This window comes from Burkholderia ubonensis (assembly GCF_001718695.1).
Classification (GTDB): domain Bacteria; phylum Pseudomonadota; class Gammaproteobacteria; order Burkholderiales; family Burkholderiaceae; genus Burkholderia; species Burkholderia ubonensis_B.
In genome coordinates this window covers 2,037,265-2,054,355 of record NZ_CP013422.1, presented here as the reverse complement: position 1 = coordinate 2,054,355, position 17,091 = coordinate 2,037,265, and the positions used below count along the sequence as shown (strand labels likewise).

At 70.0% G+C, this 17,091-nt stretch carries 17 protein-coding genes; 8 read left to right on the top strand and 9 right to left on the bottom strand.

Annotation, left to right across the window (positions count from 1 at the left end; all coding sequences use genetic code 11):
- Window positions 1-119 precede the first annotated feature (119 nt).
- Complete coding sequence (locus tag WJ35_RS28680; RefSeq protein WP_010097447.1) at window positions 120-1,016, bottom strand: LysR substrate-binding domain-containing protein; 897 nt, start codon at window positions 1,014-1,016, stop codon at window positions 120-122.
- Between the two features lie 162 nt (window positions 1,017-1,178).
- On the opposite strand from WJ35_RS28680, the gene WJ35_RS28675 reads away from it, so the two are divergent.
- From WJ35_RS28675 to WJ35_RS28655, 5 genes are read left to right on the top strand one after another with little or no spacing between them, the layout of a single operon-like run.
- A complete protein-coding gene (locus WJ35_RS28675; protein WP_060237048.1) occupies window positions 1,179-2,030 on the top strand; it encodes an ABC transporter permease in 852 nt (283 codons plus the stop codon).
- A 7-nt stretch (window positions 2,031-2,037) separates the two neighbouring features.
- Complete coding sequence (locus WJ35_RS28670) at window positions 2,038-3,069, top strand: ABC transporter ATP-binding protein (RefSeq protein ID WP_010097450.1); 1,032 nt, start codon at window positions 2,038-2,040, stop codon at window positions 3,067-3,069.
- Window positions 3,070-3,107: 38 nt separating this feature from the next.
- Window positions 3,108-4,187: an extracellular solute-binding protein gene (locus WJ35_RS28665; protein WP_060237049.1), complete on the top strand. Its 1,080-nt coding sequence runs from the start codon at window positions 3,108-3,110 to the stop codon at window positions 4,185-4,187.
- A 10-nt stretch (window positions 4,188-4,197) separates the two neighbouring features.
- On the top strand, window positions 4,198-5,034 hold the full coding sequence (locus tag WJ35_RS28660) for an ABC transporter permease (protein WP_060237056.1): 837 nt from the start codon (window positions 4,198-4,200) through the stop codon (window positions 5,032-5,034).
- Window positions 5,006-5,560: a TIGR00725 family protein gene (locus WJ35_RS28655; RefSeq protein WP_069240541.1), complete on the top strand. Its 555-nt coding sequence runs from the start codon at window positions 5,006-5,008 to the stop codon at window positions 5,558-5,560. The genes WJ35_RS28660 and WJ35_RS28655 overlap by 29 nt, the downstream gene beginning before the upstream one ends.
- Window positions 5,561-5,745: 185 nt before the next feature.
- On the opposite strand, the gene WJ35_RS31695 is transcribed toward WJ35_RS28655, so the two are convergent.
- The 3 genes from WJ35_RS31695 to WJ35_RS28645 are packed head-to-tail and all read right to left on the bottom strand — an operon-like array spanning window position 5,746 to window position 8,337.
- Window positions 5,746-5,913 (bottom strand): hypothetical protein, encoded by a 168-nt coding sequence (locus WJ35_RS31695; RefSeq protein ID WP_085955376.1) that lies wholly within the window; start codon window positions 5,911-5,913, stop codon window positions 5,746-5,748.
- The gene (gene cydB / locus WJ35_RS28650) at window positions 5,885-6,892 is read right to left on the bottom strand and encodes a cytochrome d ubiquinol oxidase subunit II (protein ID WP_010090109.1); all 1,008 of its coding nucleotides are present in this window, start codon (window positions 6,890-6,892) and stop codon (window positions 5,885-5,887) included. Before cydB ends, WJ35_RS31695 begins: the two co-directional genes overlap by 29 nt.
- Window positions 6,893-6,924: 32 nt before the next feature.
- Complete coding sequence (locus WJ35_RS28645; protein ID WP_010090108.1) at window positions 6,925-8,337, bottom strand: cytochrome ubiquinol oxidase subunit I; 1,413 nt, start codon at window positions 8,335-8,337, stop codon at window positions 6,925-6,927.
- Between the two features lie 388 nt (window positions 8,338-8,725).
- Between WJ35_RS28645 and ltaE the strand changes: the two genes are divergently transcribed.
- Complete coding sequence (gene ltaE, locus WJ35_RS28640) at window positions 8,726-9,739, top strand: low-specificity L-threonine aldolase (protein WP_060237066.1); 1,014 nt, start codon at window positions 8,726-8,728, stop codon at window positions 9,737-9,739.
- Window positions 9,740-9,769: 30 nt separating this feature from the next.
- On the opposite strand, the gene WJ35_RS28635 is transcribed toward ltaE, so the two are convergent.
- On the bottom strand, window positions 9,770-10,678 hold the full coding sequence (locus tag WJ35_RS28635) for an HTH-type transcriptional regulator ArgP (RefSeq protein WP_010099508.1): 909 nt from the start codon (window positions 10,676-10,678) through the stop codon (window positions 9,770-9,772).
- 212 nt (window positions 10,679-10,890) lie between these two features.
- Between WJ35_RS28635 and WJ35_RS28630 the strand changes: the two genes are divergently transcribed.
- Window positions 10,891-11,961: a rhodanese-like domain-containing protein gene (locus WJ35_RS28630; protein WP_069240540.1), complete on the top strand. Its 1,071-nt coding sequence runs from the start codon at window positions 10,891-10,893 to the stop codon at window positions 11,959-11,961.
- Between the two features lie 292 nt (window positions 11,962-12,253).
- Here the strand turns inward: WJ35_RS28630 and WJ35_RS28625 are convergent, their stop codons facing one another.
- Together WJ35_RS28625 and WJ35_RS28620 are read right to left on the bottom strand one after the other, a co-directional pair.
- Window positions 12,254-12,949, bottom strand: coding sequence for a phosphatase PAP2 family protein (locus WJ35_RS28625; protein ID WP_069240539.1), 696 nt, complete (start codon window positions 12,947-12,949; stop codon window positions 12,254-12,256).
- A 426-nt stretch (window positions 12,950-13,375) separates the two neighbouring features.
- Window positions 13,376-14,611, bottom strand: a complete 1,236-nt coding sequence (locus WJ35_RS28620; RefSeq protein WP_069240670.1) for an MFS transporter — start codon at window positions 14,609-14,611, stop codon at window positions 13,376-13,378.
- A 101-nt stretch (window positions 14,612-14,712) separates the two neighbouring features.
- Between WJ35_RS28620 and WJ35_RS28615 the strand changes: the two genes are divergently transcribed.
- Window positions 14,713-15,696 carry a LysR family transcriptional regulator gene (locus WJ35_RS28615; protein WP_069240538.1) on the top strand — a complete coding sequence of 328 codons (984 nt, stop codon included), beginning with the start codon at window positions 14,713-14,715 and terminating at the stop codon, window positions 15,694-15,696.
- 15 nt (window positions 15,697-15,711) lie between these two features.
- Here the strand turns inward: WJ35_RS28615 and WJ35_RS28610 are convergent, their stop codons facing one another.
- Both WJ35_RS28610 and WJ35_RS28605 read right to left on the bottom strand, forming a co-directional pair.
- Complete coding sequence (locus WJ35_RS28610; protein ID WP_069240537.1) at window positions 15,712-16,350, bottom strand: 2-hydroxychromene-2-carboxylate isomerase; 639 nt, start codon at window positions 16,348-16,350, stop codon at window positions 15,712-15,714.
- 136 nt (window positions 16,351-16,486) lie between these two features.
- Window positions 16,487-16,963, bottom strand: coding sequence for an SRPBCC family protein (locus WJ35_RS28605; protein WP_069240536.1), 477 nt, complete (start codon window positions 16,961-16,963; stop codon window positions 16,487-16,489).
- Window positions 16,964-17,091 lie beyond the last annotated feature (128 nt).

Below are 17,091 nucleotides of genomic sequence, written 5' to 3'. Positions count from 1 at the left end.
GCGAGCGATGGCCGGCGTCGCGGTTACTTCGCGACCAGCACCGCCAGCATCGTCGCCGCGAAGTCGCGCATGCGCGCGCCGCTTGCCCGGGCTTCCGGATCCTTGTCGGCGGCCTCGCTTCACCCGTTCGCGCACTCGTCCAGCATCCATTCCCTGAAGCGCCGCAATGCTTCGCTCGTCTCCAGGCGCTCCGGCGCGTAGCACAGGTAGTGCCCCTGCGCGTCGACGTCGACCGGCGCGTCGAACGGCTCGACGAGCGTGCCGGCCGCGAGATTGTCGAGGATCAGGAAGCGCGGCACGAGGGCGATCCCGAGCCCCGCCTGCGCCGCCTGGATCAGCACCGAATACTGTTCGAAGCGCGGCCCCGCGAGCGCGTTCATCTGCGTCGCGCGATGACGCTCCGCCCATGCGGACCACGCGATCTCGGCCTGCTCGTGCACGAGACGCGGCGCGGCCGCGGCGTCGGCGGGCGCGCGCAGCGCATGCCGGTCCGCGAATTCGCGCGTGCACACCGGCGCGAAGGTCCGCCCGTCCAGGTAATCGCTTCGCACGCCTTCCCATGCGCCGTCGCCGTAGCGGATCGCCGCGTCGAGCCCGAACGGGAACATGTCGCCGTGCGCGAGATGGCGGCGAAAGCTCAGCGTGACGCTCGGCGCGTTGGCGAGAAAGCGCGCGAGCCGCGGCACGAGCCACTTGGTCGTAAAGGTCGGCACGCTCGCGATCGTCAGCAGGTCGCTGTTCTCGCGTGCGCTCAGCAGTTCGATCGATGCGTTGCCGATCTCGCGCAGCGGCCCGACGACGCGTGCGTGGTACACCTGCCCGGCGCGCGTCAGCGCGAGATTGCGCCCCTCGCGCACGAACAGCTTCACGCCGAACAGCGCTTCGAGATTCGCGATCTGCCGGCTCACCGCGCTGGGCGTCAGGCCCAGCTCCCGCGCCGCGTACGAGAAATTCAGGTACTTCGCAGAACTGGTGAACGCATGCAGTTCCGCCACGTTCGGATACAGGTGCTTCATCGGCGACTATTCCTTGCGCGCACAGATCGATGCGGGCTTTGTACGTTTTTTTCATGACGATGCCATGTCGAAACCGCACACTGCGTCCGTCTCGATCAAGCGTGCAGCCTCCTTCCGGCGGGCGCTGCGCGACGTTTTTCCTCATCGGCAGCGAGCGTACCCATGCATCCGTCTACCGCCCCGGCACTGGCCGATGGTGTTCCGATTCGTCGTAACAAAGCCGTGCGCCCGGGCGCGTGGCGCTTCGTGCTGCAGGCGCTCGTCGCGGTGTTCGGGGTCTACCTGCTGCTGCCGATCGCGCTGCTGCTGATCGGCTCCGTCGGCCAGTCGTGGACGAACACGCCGCTGCCCAGCGGCTTCACCTGGCACTGGTTCGCCGATCTGGCCGCGAACGGGAGCTTTACCCGCGCGTTCGGCGTGAGCCTGATGGTCGCGCTGGCATGCTGCGCGCTCAATGCCGTGGTCGGCCTGCCGCTTGCGTATGCGCTGCATCACCGTGCGCAGGCCGGGCGCGGCGTCGCGACGCGCATCGTGATGCTGATGCCGGTCGGCGTGCCGGCGCTGACGCTCGGCTTCGGCTACATCGCGATCTTCAGCGGCGACACGCTGCCGTGGATGGGCACGCTGCCGCTGATGATCGCGGCCCACGCGGTGCTGACGCTGCCGTACCTGCTGCAGACCCTGCTCAGCGATCTGCGCCATCTCGGCCTCGAGCGTCTCGAAGCGTGCGCGGCGACGCTCGGCGCGACGCCGCTGCGCCAGTTTTTCACGATCGTGCTGCCGAACCTGCGGCACAGCCTGTTTTCCGGGCTCGTGATGGTGGCCGCGCTGTCGATCGGCGAATTCCAGGTGTCGAACCTGATCGCGGGCTTCCGCTATCGCAACTACCCGATCGTGCTGCTGCAGGCGTTCTACGGCGCGTCGGGGATGGCGTGCGCGGCCACCGTCGTGCTGCTCGTTCTCGCCGTGCTGGCGACGCTCGTGTCCGTCAGCACCGTGCAACGTCTGAAGTGAGTCCGTCATGAGTCTCGATTTCGAACACGTCAGTTTCCAGTATCCCGGCGCGCGTCACGGCGTCGACGACGTCACGTTGTCCGCTACGCAAGGCGAGCTGCTCGCCGTGATGGGGCGCAGCGGCTCCGGCAAATCCACGCTGCTGCGGCTCGCCGCCGGCCTGCTCGACGGCTGGCGCGGCCGCATCGCGATCGGCGGCGACGACGTGGCGGGCGTGCCCGTGTGGCAGCGCGAGGTGGGCATGGTGTTCCAGCATTACGCGCTGTTTCCGAACCTGTCGGTCGTCGACAACGTCGCGTACGGCCTGCGCATGCGCGGCGTCGCGGCGGACGCCCGGCGCCGGCGCGCGCTGGAGATGCTCGAGCGGGTCGGCCTGTCGGCGCATGCGGATCGCGGCATCGCGATGCTGTCCGGCGGGCAGCAGCAGCGCGTCGCGCTGGCCCGGGCGCTCGTGATCGAACCGAAGCTGCTGCTGCTCGACGAGCCGCTCGCGGCGCTCGACGCCGGCATCCGTCATCAGCTGCGCGACGAGATCCGCGCGCTGCAGCGCGCGTGCGGCGCGACGACGCTGCTCGTCACGCACGACCAGGACGAGGCGCTGAGCATGGCCGACCGCGTCGCGATCGTCGACGGCGGCCGCATGCTGCAGGCCGGCACGCCGCGCGACCTGTACGAGCGTCCGGCCAGCGCGCAGGTCGCCCGCTTCGTCGGCCATTCGACGCTGCTGCGCGGCCGCGTGCTCGCGCAGGGCGCGGTCGACGTGCGCTTCACGACGCTGTGCGCCGAGACGGGCGCGCACCGGCCGGGCGACACGGTCGACGTGCTGGTGCGGCCCGAGCACGTGCAGCCCGATCCGCCCGCATACGCGGTGAACCGCATCGACGGCCGGATCGGCGAGGTGCGCTACTTCGGCGCGACGCAGCGCTTCGACTTCGTGCCGGCGGGCGGAACCGACGCGTTGCTGTGCGAAGGGCGCGAACTGCCCGCGCGCTGCATCGCGATCGAGCCGCGCCATCTGCTCGTGCTGCCCGCCGCGTAAGCATGCGGGCGACCCCATTCATTCAACGGAGATTCACGATGTCTGCACGCCGCCTCTTCCTCCAAGCGATGCGCCGCCGCCTGCTGGCGCTCTGCGCGCTCGCGACGCTGGGCGCCCACGCCGCGCCGCTCTATCCCGGCGAAGACGCGCTGTACGAGAAGGCCGCCGACGAGGGGCTCGTCGTGTCGTTCGACACGGGGCCGGAATGGGCGAACTGGAAGGCGCTGTTCGCCGAATTCCGCAAGCGCTATCCGAAGGTCGAGATCACGTACAACGATATCGGCTCGGCAGCCACCGTCGTCGCGCTCGACAAGTCGCGGCGGCGCCCGCAGGCCGACACCGCGTACTACTTTGCCGCGTCGGCGCTCGATGCGGCGGGCAAGGACGTGGTCGCGCCGTTCAAGCCGCTCAACTTCGACAAGCTGCCGGCGGTGTTCCGCGCGGCCGACGCCCGCTGGTTCGCGGTGCACTCGCTGAACATCGCGTTCCTCGTCAACAAGAAGCTCGTCAAGAGCGTGCCGCAGCGCTGGTCCGACCTGCTGAAGCCCGAGTACCGCAACGCGGTCGTCTATCTCGATCCGCGCTCGACCGGGCAGGGGCAGGTCGCGGTGTTCGCGGCCGCGTATGCGAACGGCGGCAGCGTCGAGAACCCGAAGCCGGGCGCGGAATTCTTCGGCAAGCTGAAGAACGCGGGCAACGTGCTGCGCGTCGAGGGCACGACGCCCTACGCGAAGTTCGTGAAAGGCGAGATCCCGATCCTGATCGGCTACGAGAACGACGGGCTCAAGGCGAAATATACGGACGGGATGGGCGACGCGGCGGAAGTCGTGATTCCGCAGGACGGCAGCGTGTCGGCGCCGTACGCGATGAGCCTCGTGAAGAACGGCCCGAACCCGGCCGCCGCGCAGCTGTGGCTCAACCTCGTGATGAGCGACGTGGGGCAGGCGCTGTTCGCGCAAGGCTACGTGCGTCCGGCGGTGCCCGGCACGCCGGTGGCGCCGGACGTCGCGGCGAAGCTGCCGAATGCGCCGCAGGTGCGCCCGCTCGACGTCGCGAAGGCGGCGGCGCGCAAGGCCGAGGTCGACCAGTTGTGGTCGCAGGCGACGCTCGGCAAGTAAGGAGCGCGAGATGCAGGCCACTCTACCGGAACGCGGCGCGCTGCGCCGCTTCGGCGCGGCGCCGGCCGCGGGATTGCTCGCGGTGTTCTTCGTGCTGCCGCTCGCGGCGCTCGTCGGCGCGGCATTCACGGACGGCGGCCGCGCGTTCGCCGCGGTGCTGCGCGATCCGCTCGTCGCCGATGCGGTCGTGCGCTCGCTGGCGCTGGCGAGCGGCGCCGGCACGCTGTCGGTCGGGGTCGGCGTGCCGGTCGCGTTCGCGCTGGCGGGGCAGTCGCCCGCCCGCCGCCACTGGTCGCTCGCGCTGCTCGGCGTGCCGCTCGCGTTCTCCGGGCTGGTGATCGCGTACGGCTTCATCCTCGCGTTCGGCCGCGCCGGCTTCGTCACCGCGCTGCTGGCGTCGCTGGGGGCCGACCAGAACGTGATCGGCGGCGCGATCTACACGATGCCGGGGCTCGCCGTTGCCTACGCGTATTACCTGATCCCGCGCGTCGCGCTGATGATCTATCCGGCGCTCGCGAATCTCGACCGGCGGCCGCTCGAAGCGGCGCTGACGCTCGGCGCGCGGCCGTGGCGCGCGTGGCTCGACGTCGCGTGGCGCGAGCTGTGGCCGTCGGTCGCGTCCGCGTGGTGCCTCGTGACGGCGATCGCGCTCGGCACCTACGGCACGGCGCTCGCGCTGGCCGGCACGCAAATCAACATCCTGCCGCTGCTGATGTACCTGAAGCTGTCGGACGGGCAAACCGATTTCTCGCAGGCGGCCGTGCTGTCGATCGTGCTGACGGCGCTCTGCACCTGCGTTCTTGCATTGGGGGAAGGCCTTGTTCGGCAACGGCGTCATCGAATGTGAATGGTCGGAGGACGCGCGCGACGCGCTCGCGCGGCTCGCGCAGCGGCAGCGCGGCGCGCGCCGGCACCGGATGCCGGTCGGCGTGATCGGGCCGCGCGATGCGACCGACATGCAAATGCGCATCGCCGAGCGGATCGCATACGTCATCGCGGCGGCGGGCGTCGCGCTCGTCGGCGGCGGCAAGCAGGGCGTGATGGAGGCCGCCGCGCGCGGCGCGCATGCGGCCGGCGGATGCGCGATCGGGCTGTTGCCCGAGGACGATGCGCAGGAGGCCAACCCGTACCTGAGCGTCGCGCTGCCGACCGGTCTCGGCATCACGCGCAATGCGTTGATCGCGCGCGCATCGCTGTGCCTGGTTGCGGTGGGCGGCGGCCTCGGCACGCTGTCCGAGATCGCGCTCGGCCTGCAATGGGGCAAGCCGGTGTTCACGATTTGCGACGCGCCGCAGGTGGCGGGCGTCGAGTTCTTCGACGAAGCGGACCCGCTCGTCGCGCGTGTCGCGCGGTGGCTGTCCGATTCGGCGTAGCGCCGCACGGCCGGGATGCAGCGGGCCAGCGGTTCAGGCCATCGGCCGCAGGTTCGGTATGGCTAGATCGAAGCTCGGCGTCGTGCGATGGGTGCGCACGGTCCGTACCGTCGCGGGGGGACCGCGCATCCGCCGGTTGATCGACGGATGCGCGAGGCGTGTGGAGGCGATACAGGCCGCGCCGCTTACTTCACCGCGAACAGCGTCAGGTTCATGAAGATCTTGAACGCATAGCCGAGCGTGACCGCGCCGGCGACGCCGCCTGCCCACAGCAGGACGAACCACATCCAGCCGCGCAGTTTCGAGCGCGGCGCGGCGCCGTGCTCAGTGGTGGTAGTAGTGCTGGTCTTCATGGCGCACCTTGCCTCGGAATACCCAGTAGCCCATCGTCGTGTAGGCGATGATGATCGGCAGGATAACCGCTGCGCCGACCAGCGTGAAGGTCTGGCTGGAACGCGGCGCGGCCGCTTCCCAGATCGTCATGCTCTGCGGGATCGCATACGGGAACAGCGTGACCAGCAGGCCGACGTAGCCGAGCAGCACGAGCGCCAGCGCGAGCACGAACGGCGTCGTGTCGTGCCGGTCGCGCACCGCGCGACGCATCCACATCGCGCAGCCGACGACGAGGAACGGCACCGGCAGCAGGCGCCAGAACAGCCCCGAATCGAACCAGCGCTGCGCGATCGCCGGGTCCTGCAGCGGCGTCCACAGGCTGACGACCGCGATGAAGCCGAGCAGCACGACGGTCAGCGGCCACACGACGCGATGCAGGCGGCGCTGCAGGTCGCCTTCGGTCTTCGCGACGAGCCAGCAGCAGCCGAGCAGCGCGTAGGTGGCGACGAGGCCGAGGCCCGTCAGCAGGCTGAACGGCGTGAGCCAGTCGAACGCGTCGCCGGCGAACACGCCGTCCTTCACGTCGATGCCCTGCAGGAACGCGCCGAGCGCGATGCCCTGGAACAGCGTCGCGCCGGCCGAGCCGCCGATGAACGCGAGGTCCCACAGCTGCTTGGTGCGGCGCGCCTTCGCGCGGATCTCGAACGACACGCCGCGGAAGATCAGGCAGATCAGCATGAAGATCAGCGGCAGGTACAGCGCCGACAGCACGGTCGAATAGACGACCGGAAACACCGCGAACAGGCCGGCGCCGCCGAGCACGAGCCACGTCTCGTTGCCGTCCCACACGGGCGCGACCGTGTTCATCATCAGGTCGCGTTCCTTCTCGTCCGGGAAGAACGGGAAGACGATGCCGATGCCGAGGTCGAAACCGTCGAGCACGACGTACATGAAGAGCCCCAATGCGATGATCGCGGCCCAGATTACGGTGACGTCCATGAATATCCTCGTATGCGTATGTGTCGGGCCGTTCAGACGGTCTCGATCAGCTCTTCGACGGCCGACATCGGGCGGCGCGCGGTGTGGTCGGGGCGCGTGTCCGGCTTGTCGTCGTGCGGGACGTCGGGCAGCGCGGGGCCGGCCTTCATCAGCTTGAGCATGTAGTAGACGCCGGTGCCGAACACGAGGAAGTACACGACCACGAACGCCATCATCGAAATGCTGACCTGCTGCGCGGAGAGCGGCGACACGGCCTGCGCGGTGCGCATCACGCCGTACACGACCCACGGCTGGCGGCCCGCCTCGGTCGTCACCCAGCCCGCGAGCAGCGACACGAAACCGGTCGGGCCCATCGCGAGCGCGAAGCGCTGGAACCCCTTCGATTCATACAGGCGGTCGCGGCGGCGCAGCAGCCATGCGAGCGCGGCGAGCGCGATCATCGCGAAGCCGAGGCCGACCATGATCCGGAAGCTCCAGAACACGACCGTCGAGTTCGGCCGGTCTTCCGGCGGGAATTCCTTCAGGCCGCGGATCTCGCCGTCCCAGCTGTGCGTGAGGATCAGGCTGCCGAGGTGCGGGACCTTCACCGCGTAACGCGTCGTTTCGGCCTGCATGTCGGGAATGCCGAACAGGTTGAGCGGCGTGCCGCCCTTCTCGGTTTCCCACAGGCCCTCGATCGCGGCGATCTTCGCCGGCTGGTGCTTCAGCGTGTTGATGCCGTGCTGGTCGCCGATCAGCGCCTGCACCGGCGCGAGCACCAGCAGCAGCCACAGCGCCATCGAGAACATCTTCTTCACGCCCTGGTCGCGGCGGCCCTTCAGCAGGTGCCATGCGCCGGTCGCGGCGACCACCAGTGCGGCCACGATGAACGCGGCGATCGCCATGTGGAAGAGGCGGTACGGGAACGACGGGTTGAAGATGATCGCGAACCAGTCGGTCGGCACGACGCGGCCGTCGACGATCTCGAAGCCCTGCGGCGTCTGCATCCAGCTGTTCGACGCGAGGATCCAGAACGTCGAGATGATCGTGCCGATCGCGACCATCAGCGTCGCGCCGAAGTGCGCGCGCGGGCTGACGCGGTTCCAGCCGAACAGCATGATGCCGAGGAAGCCGGCTTCGAGGAAGAACGCGGTCATCACTTCGTACATCAGCAGCGGGCCGGTGACCGAGCCGGCGAAGCTCGAGAAGCCGGCCCAGTTGGTGCCGAACTGATAGCTCATCACCACGCCGGAGACGACGCCCATCCCGAACGCGACGGCGAAGATCTTCGACCAGAAGAGGCAGAGGGTTTTGTAGTACGGCTTGCCGGTCTTGAGCCAGCGGTATTCGAGCACCGCGATGAAGCTCGCGAGGCCGATGCTGAGCGCCGGAAAGACGATGTGAAACGAGACGGTGAACGCGAATTGCAGGCGGGCCAGATCGAGGGCCGAAAATGCGGTATCCATACCAGTTGACCGAAGCTGTCGATACCCGCCGGCGGGCCTGCCGGCGGACCCTGGCCGAGGGCGGTTGCAGGGTTGGCTGGAGTATGGGACGCGATATTGCGCTGCGAAATGCGCCAACTCGTCGCAGATGTCCAGACCCGGTGCGGCGCCGCCGCGTTAAATCGTTGATTCGTATCAAGATCGCGGCGCGGCCTGCGGCGGGCGGGGCGCGGCGGCCCGCCGCACCTGCGTCAATATGGCGCGTCGCATCATCGGGCGCGCGATGCCCGCTGCCCGTCACGCCCGCGCGGCCGGCAGCCGCCCGGCGAATTGCGTACACTCTGAGTCTCCTTTCGGCAGGCCGGCTCGGGCACGCCCGTGCCGGCCCGCGCTCACTCAGGGACCACCGATGATCGATCTACGCAGCGATACCGTGACGCGCCCCAGCCCCGCGATGCTGGCCGCAATGACAGCCGCCGAAGTCGGCGACGACGTGTGGGGCGACGACCCGACCGTCAAGCGCCTGCAGGCCGCGACGGCCGAGCGCGCGGGCAAGGAGGCGGGCCTGTACCTGCCGAGCGGCACGCAGAGCAATCTCGCCGCGCTGATGGCGCATTGCGAACGCGGCGACGAATACATCGTCGGCCAGCAGGCGCACACCTACAAATACGAAGGCGGCGGCGCGGCGGTGCTCGGCAGCATCCAGCCGCAGCCGATCGACAACGCGCCCGACGGCACGCTGCCGATCGACAGGATCGTCGCCGCGATCAAGCCGCTCGACGACCACTTCGCGCGCTCGCGGCTGCTCGCGCTCGAAAACACGATCGGCGGCCGCGTGCTGCCGGCCGGCTACGTGGAAGAGGCCGCCGCGCTCGCGCGCAGCCGCGGGCTGTCCACGCACCTCGACGGCGCGCGCGTGTGCAACGCGGCCGTCGCGTCGGGCCGCGCGATCGCGGACCTGTGCGCGCCGTTCGACACGGTGTCGATCTGCTTCTCGAAGGGGCTCGGCGCGCCGGTCGGCTCGGTGCTGGTCGGCAGCCGGCCGCTGATCGAGCGCGCAAGGCGCTGGCGCAAGATGCTCGGCGGCGCGATGCGGCAGTCGGGGCTGCTCGCGGCCGCGTGCCTGTATGCGCTCGAGCACAACGTCGAGCGGCTCGCGGACGATCACGAGAACGCCGCGCGCCTTGCCGCGGGGCTCGCGCGCATCGATGAGGTGAAGGTGCTGTCGCACGCGACGAACATGGTGTTCGCGCAGTTCCCCGAAGCCGACTGCGCGCCGCTCGAAGCGTGGCTCAAGGAACGCGGGATTCTCACGCAGATGCTGTACGCATCGCGTTTCGTCACGCACTGCGACGTGTCGCGCGACGACATCGACACGTTCGTCGCCGCGGTCGGCGCGTATTTCGCGCAGCGGCGCGCGTAACCGGGCGGCGGCGCTGCGCCGTCGAAGCGATCAGCGCGCGAGCGGCGCGAGCAGCCGCCGCGCCGCTTCGACGACGCGCGCGGACAACGACGCCATCGCCGGCGACTGCACGGTCCACGCGTGCCAGTACAGCGTGACGTCGGTCGGATGCGCGGGCGCGAGATCGACGAGGCCCTGCGCGTCGAGCGGCGTGTCGCCGAGCAGCGGCGCCGGCACCATCGCATAGCCGAGCCCGTGCTTCACCGCCGCGAAATGCGCGTGCGTGCCCGGCACGTAGTGGCACGGGTAGGCGCCGACGGGCAGCCCGAACTTTTCTTCCAGAAACGACGATTGCAGCGTGTCGCGCCGCGAATACGCGACGACCGGCGCGCGGCGCGCGCTCGCGCGATTGAGGCCGCGCGGAAACCAGCGCGCGGCGAACGCGGACGCGGCGAGCAGCCGGTAGCGCATCGTGCCGAGCGGCGTCGCGACGCAGCCGCGCATCGGCTTCGGCTCGGTCGTCACGCAGCCGACCGCCATCCCGCTTTCGAGCAGCGCGAACGTATGGTCCTGGTCCTCGACGATCAGCTCGAACAGGATGCGCTCGCCGGCAAGCACCGACGTCAGCGCGGGCAGGAACCACGTGCCGAGGCTGTCGGAATTGAGCGCGATCGTGACGGAGATCGGCGATTCGCGCTCGATCGCGAGCGCGCTCTGCAGATCGGCCTGCAGCAGCGCGACGCGGCGCAGGTGCTGCAGCACGCGCTGCCCGGCGACGGTCGGCCGGCACGGCCGCGTGCGCAGCACGAGCGGCGTGCCGAGGCTCGCCTCCAGCGCGCGCACCCGCTGCGTGACGGCGGACGCGGTCACGTGCAGGCGCACCGCCGCCTGCTCGAAGCTGCCCGTGTCGGCGACGGCCAGCAGCGCGGCGGCCTGCTTCGGATCAATCGTCAGCGACATGCGACGCAACTCCGGTGACGTGAGATGAGGCCCGCCAGTGTAAGGCCGCATGCGACTGCCCGCAGCGTCACGCGTCTCCCGTACGAAGCCGCCAATGGCCGCCGCGTTTTGCACTACGCTTGTGGGTACACGTGCGCATATCGCCCCGCATCGGCGGCATCCATGCCGCCTTCCGCGCGACCGCCACACTCCGCCGACGGAGCAACATCGCCATGATCTTCCGCCAACTGTTCGACCCGCAATCGTCGACCTACACCTATCTGCTCGCCGACCCGGCATCGCGCGAAGCGGTGCTGATCGATCCGGTGTTCGAGCAGGTGCGCCGCGATGCGGCGCTGATCGACGAACTCGGCCTGCGGCTTGGCGCGACGATCGACACGCACGTGCACGCCGATCACGTGACGGGCGCGTGGCTGCTGAAGCAGCGCACCGGCAGCGCCATCGCCATTTCCGCGGCGAGCGGCGCGGCGGGCGCGGACCGCTATCTGCGCGACGGCGACCATTGCGCGTTCGGCGAGCGCTACCTGACCGTGCGCGCGACGCCGGGCCACACGAACGGCTGCATCAGCCTCGTGCTCGACGACGAATCGATGGCGTTCATCGGCGATTGCCTGCTGATCCGCGGCACCGGCCGCACCGATTTCCAGCAGGGCGACCCGCGCGCGATGTATCGCGCGGTGCACGGCCGGCTCTTCACGCTGCCGGAAAGCTGCCTGCTGTACCCGGCGCACGACTACCGCGGGCTGACCGTGACGAGCGTCGGCGAGGAGCGGCGCTTCAATCCGCGCCTCGGCGGCGATCTCAGCGAGGACGATTTCGCTGGCTACATGACGAACCTCGGGCTGCCGCACCCGCGCCGGATCGACGTCGCGGTGCCCGCGAACCTGAAATGCGGGATCGCGGCGAGCGCGCCGGAGCGGCAGGACGAGCCCGGCTGGGCGCCGCTCGTCTATACGTTCGCCGGCTTCTGGGAAATCGATCCGCAGTGGCTCGAGGATCATCTGAACGCGGTGCAGATCGTCGACGTGCGCGAGCCCGCCGAATTCACCGGGCCGCTCGGGCACATTCCGGACGCGACGCCGATTCCGCTCGGCGAACTGGCCGCGCGCGCGGCCGAGCTCACGCGCGACCGGCCGATCGTGACCGTGTGCCGCGCGGGCGGACGGTCCGCGCAGGCGACCGTGATCCTGCGGCAGGCGGGTTTCGACGCGATCGCGAATCTCGGCGGCGGCATGCTGCGCTGGCGCAGCGAAGGGCGCATCGTGGCGGACGGGCGAGCGTAAGAACATCGCGGGCCGATGTCGAATTGGCCGGACGCGCACGCGGTTGCTTGCGCGTTCGTCGTTTGCATGCGCGGTTGATGAAGCACGATCGTATCGTGCGTCCTTTCCGCTCGGCGCGTCCGATCGCGACTGACGCACGTGGACGCAGCCTTACTCGCGCCGGCACCGGCTCGGCATCGGCATCGGCACCGCATCCACCTCCATGCGAGCTGCGCGATGCGATCGCCCGCGGCCCACAGCGTATGCGCGCGCGTCGCGACGACCGCACCGAACGCATCCGCCGACCACGCCGTTACAACGTCGTATGCGTGACCGACAGCGCGAGCGTCAGCACTTCGTCGAACTGCGTGATCAGCTCGAAGCACAGCAGGAACGCAAGCGTGTACGCCGGCGCCGGAAAGCGCCCGATCAGCCGCAGCACCGGCGGCGCGTAGTGCGCGCGGATCGCGTCGCGCGTCATCAGCCACGTGATCGCGACGCCGATCGCGGCGCCCGCCAGCAGGTCGGTCGGATAGTGAAAGCCGAGATACGCGCGCGGCACGCAGATGAACACGATCGTATACAGCAGCGCGAGCACGCCGACGCGGCGCGACATCAGGAAGATGCCGGTCGAGATCGCCATCCACAGCATCGCGTGGTCGCTCGGAAACGAACTCCACGTCTGCAGCGTCGCCGCGCGCAGTTCCGAGGACGGAAAGTGCAGGTGCAGCTCCGGGTTGTAGATCGGCCGCAGGCGGAACGGCAGGGTCTTCGCGAGCAGTCGGCCGGCCGCGAGCGCGACGAGGCCGCTCGCGATCGTCGCGACGATCATCTCCCGCCGCCGCTCGCTGTGCGGGCCCGGCTGGAACCACAGCCAGCACAGCACGGGCACGAGCACGAAGCCCTTGAACGTGTACAGGCCGGCGACGACGCGGATCGCATGATTCAGCAGCGGCCCGAACGTGATGTGCGTGAGGAAGACCTGGATCGTGGTGTCGAAATCATTCATGTCATGCGGCCCGACGGCACGGCAACCCATCGGCTGCGACCGGCGGAATCAGAAAGCGCGCTCGCAACCGAGCACGACGGGGGGCAAGTATGTCATCGGTAATGTTGAAGAAAATGCGAAAAAATACCGGGAATTCCCGGAGAAAATGCGGTTTTTCGATGGGGCCGGATTGCTCGACGCCGTGCGGCGCGGCTCCGCGAAATCGTCATACGGTTGCAGGAGCAACCATCGGGGCGTGCGGAAAAATAATTGGCCGGACTGCCGAGCGGGCGACGTGCCGTCGACCTTGCACCGGATGAGCGGACCGGGGGCGCCGGCCGCGCCCGGCTGTCGCGCGGCGGCGCCCCGTGCGACCCGCGAAAGAAAATAAAAAAAGCGGGCAGGCCGTCGAGCCTGCCCGCTTCATATCCGCGCTGCGCGGAAGAATTACCGGCGCCACATCCGCACGGCGAGCGCCGCGAGCGACGCCGCGACGGCGAGCGCGAGCACCGCGGTCCAGCCGAACTGCGCGAGCAGTTGACTGCCGATCGCGGCGCCGGCCGCCATGCCGATGAACATGCCGACGAACAGCACCGCGTTGAGGCGGCTGCGCGACGCGGGATCGATGCGGTACACGATCGACTGGTGCGCGATCAGCGTCGCCTGCACGCCGAGGTCGAAGCCGATCGTGCCCGCCGCGAGCAGCGCGAGCTGCGCGTGCGCCGACAGCAGCGGCGCGAGCGCCATGACCGCGAACGACAGTGTGGCGATGCCGATGCCGAGCCGCGTGACCCGCTCCGGCCCATGACGGTCGGCGAGCCGGCCGGCGACCGGTGCGGCCAGTGCGCCGGCCGCGCCTGCGAGGCCGAACGCGCCGGCCGCCGCGCTGCCGAGATGGAACGGCGCACCGTGCAGCATCACCGCGAGCGTCGACCAGAACGCGCTGAAGCCGACCGACAGCAGGCCTTGCGCCAGCGCCGCGCGCCGCAGCGCGGGATGGCGGCGCCACAGCTCGCCGAGCGAGCCCATCAGCGCGCGATACGACAGGCGCGTCGTCGGTTCGAAGCGCGGCAGGCCGCGCGCGGCCACGACGCCGATCGCCGCGACGCTCGCGGCGGCGATCACGAACATCGTGCGCCAGCCGAGGTTCTCGGCGACGAAGCCGCTGACCACCCGCGACAGCAGGATGCCCATCAGCAGGCCGGTCATCACGGTGCCGACCGTCCGGCCGCGATGCGCGTCGTGCGCGAGCGTGGCCGCGGCCGGCACGACGTCCTGCGCCATCGTCGCGGACAGGCCGATCGCGAAGCTCGCGGCCAGCAGCAGGCCGATCGACGGCGCGGCCGCGGCCAGCAGCAGCGCGCCGACCAGCGCGGCCGCCTTGGTCACGATCACGCGGCGGCGGTCGAAGCGGTCGCCGAGCGGCGCGAGCAGCAGGATGCCGAGCGCATAGCCGAGCTGCGTCAGCGTCGGCACGAGGCCGACCGCCCGCTCGGACGCGCCGAGATCGGGCCCGAGCACGCCGAGCATCGGTTGGCTGTAGTAGAGCGGCGCGACCGCGAGGCCGGCCGCGGCGGCGAGCAGCAGCACGAGGCGGCCGTCGAGCGGGGCGGCGGTGGTGGCCGCGTGCGGCGGGGCAAGCGGCGCGCGGGTCGCGGCGTCGAGGTTCGTCGGGGTGGACATGATGGGCATCCTGTGTGGGGTGAAGGAATGGATGCGAGTGTGCCGGCGCGGCGCGGGCGACGGTAGTACCGTGCGGCGCAGATTTGTTATACGCTTGGCGTATGAAAGAGAAAATCCCTGTCAAGTCCGCTGCTGGCGGGTCTACGCGTCATCGCACGGTTCCGGTGGAGGGCGCCGGCTATCGTTTCGAGCTGATGGAAACCTTCGTGCGCATAGTCGAATCGGGCAGCCTGTCGGCCGCCGCCGCGCAACTGAACACGACCCAGCCGACGATCAGCCGCCGGCTGCAGGCGCTCGAGCGCTCGCTCGGCGTGCGGCTGCTGCAGCGCACGACGCACACGATGCGGCTGACCGTCGACGGCGAGCGCTGCTTCAAGCGCGCGAAGGAACTGCTGGCGAGCTGGGCTGCGTTCGAAGCCGACCTGCGCGGCGCGCAGGAGGAGCCCGAGGGGCTGCTGCGGGTCGCGGTGCCGCACGCGTTCGGGCAGGAGCGCTTCGTCGGGCCGCTGGCGCGGTTCCTGCGCGACTATCCGCGCGTGTCGGTGGAGTGGCTGCTGCAGGACGAGGTGCGGGATTTCATCGGCAGCGGCATCGACTGCGCGATCCAGGTCGGCGAGCCGACCGATCCGGGCGTCGTCGCGATCCGGCTGTCGAAGGTGCCGCGCTTCGTGGTTGCCGCGCCGTCGGTGCTGAACGGCGCCCCCGTGCCGGCCGAGCCCGACGCGCTCGCCGCGCTGCCGTGGCTGTCGCTGAGCACTTACTATCGCAACGAACTGGCGCTCACGCATGCGGTCACGGGCGAGACGCGGCGCATCGCGATCCGGCCGCGCATCAGCACCGCGAACCTGTATGCGCTGCGCAGCGCCGCGCTGCTCGGCGCCGGCGCGTGCGTCGGCTCGTCATGGCTGCTGGCGGACGACCTGGCGCACGGGCGCCTCGTGCATCTCGCGCCGCAATGGGAGGCCGCGCCGCTGCCGGTCTACCTGACCTATCCGTATGCGCAGTTCTATCCGTCGCGGCTCGTGCGGTTCGCCGCGCTGATGCGGGAGGCGGTGCCGCCGCTCGTCGAAGACCGCGGCGCGTAGGCGCCGGGCGCGCCGTCAGCCGCGCCGGATGCCGTCCGGCAGCGCGCTGATGCGGCGCACTTCGGGCGAGTCGAGCCACGCGCGCGACGCGACGCAATCGACGAACATCGCGGTCGCATCCTCGCCCCAGAACAGGTCGCCGTCGAGTTCGAACGTCGGCACGCCGAACACGCCGTGCGCGATCGCGTGGTCGGTATGCGCGCGCAGCGCGTCCTTCACTTCCTGCGCATCGACGGCGGTCACGCCTTCGGGGAAGCCGACGGCGTCGCACAGCGCGGCGAAGCCTTCCGGCGACGCGACGTCATGCCCGTCGCGCCAGATATGGCGGAAGATGCGCCGGATCGCATCGAGCGAGCCGCCCATCGCGATCGCGAGGCGCAGCGGCCGGATCGGATTGAACGGATGCGCGGGCGGCATCCGGAACGCGATGCCGAGCTTGTCGGCGCGGTACTGCGCGTGGCGGTAGGTGAACACGCGCTTCGCCGCGATCTCGGCGGGCGCCTTTTGGCCCCAGTGCGCGAGCAGCGCGCCGAGCACGATCGGCTTGGGCTCGAACGCGATGTCGGGCGGCAACGTGTCGAAGCGTTCCAGCTGCAGATAGGCGAACGGCGAAACGAAATCGAAATACCAGGTGGCGGTGCGCGTGGCGTTCATCGTCGGTCCCTTGTGCGGAGTCGGAAGGCGGTCACGGGCATCGCGCCGGCGGCCGGCGCGATGCACGCAGCGGCGGCCAGTGTCGCATGCGGCGGGCTTTCGCGCTGCCGGCTGGCAGTGTGTGCTGCGGGCCGGCTCACCCGTGCTCGACCAGCGCCGCGAGCTTCGCCAGCGCCATGCGCCAGCCCGTCTCGTTGTCGGCGGCCGGCACGCCGGGCGGCAGGCCGTCGTGGACCGCGTCGATGCGCGTGCTGCCGGCGTCGTCGGACAGCGTGATCGTGATCGTCATCGCGCCGCGCAGCGCGGGATCGTCGGTTTCGAATGCGTCGATCTCGACGACGAGCTCATTCGGCACAAGGGTCACGAAGCGGCCGTGATAAGTGTCGGTGTGCGCGGTGGTCTTGCCGGTGCCGTCCGACGGCGCGTCGTAGCTGAGCGACACGCGCAGCGCACCGCCTTCGCGCGCATCGAACGCATCCACGCGGCAAGTCATGCCGTCCGGCGCTTTCCACTGCTCGATCGCGTGCGGATCGAGCAATGCGCGGTAGACGCGTCCGCGCGGTGCGTTCAGATGCCGGCTGACGCGGGTCGAATGCGTGTGCATGTGCAGCATGTCGCCTCCTGCGAAGCGCGTGACGGTGCACGCCGGCGACGGCGTGTCGTCGTGCTTCTTTCACGCATCGTAGGCGCGCGGCAGGCGTCTCGCAATGACGAGTCGCTTGCAGGGCCGCGAGCGTTCCG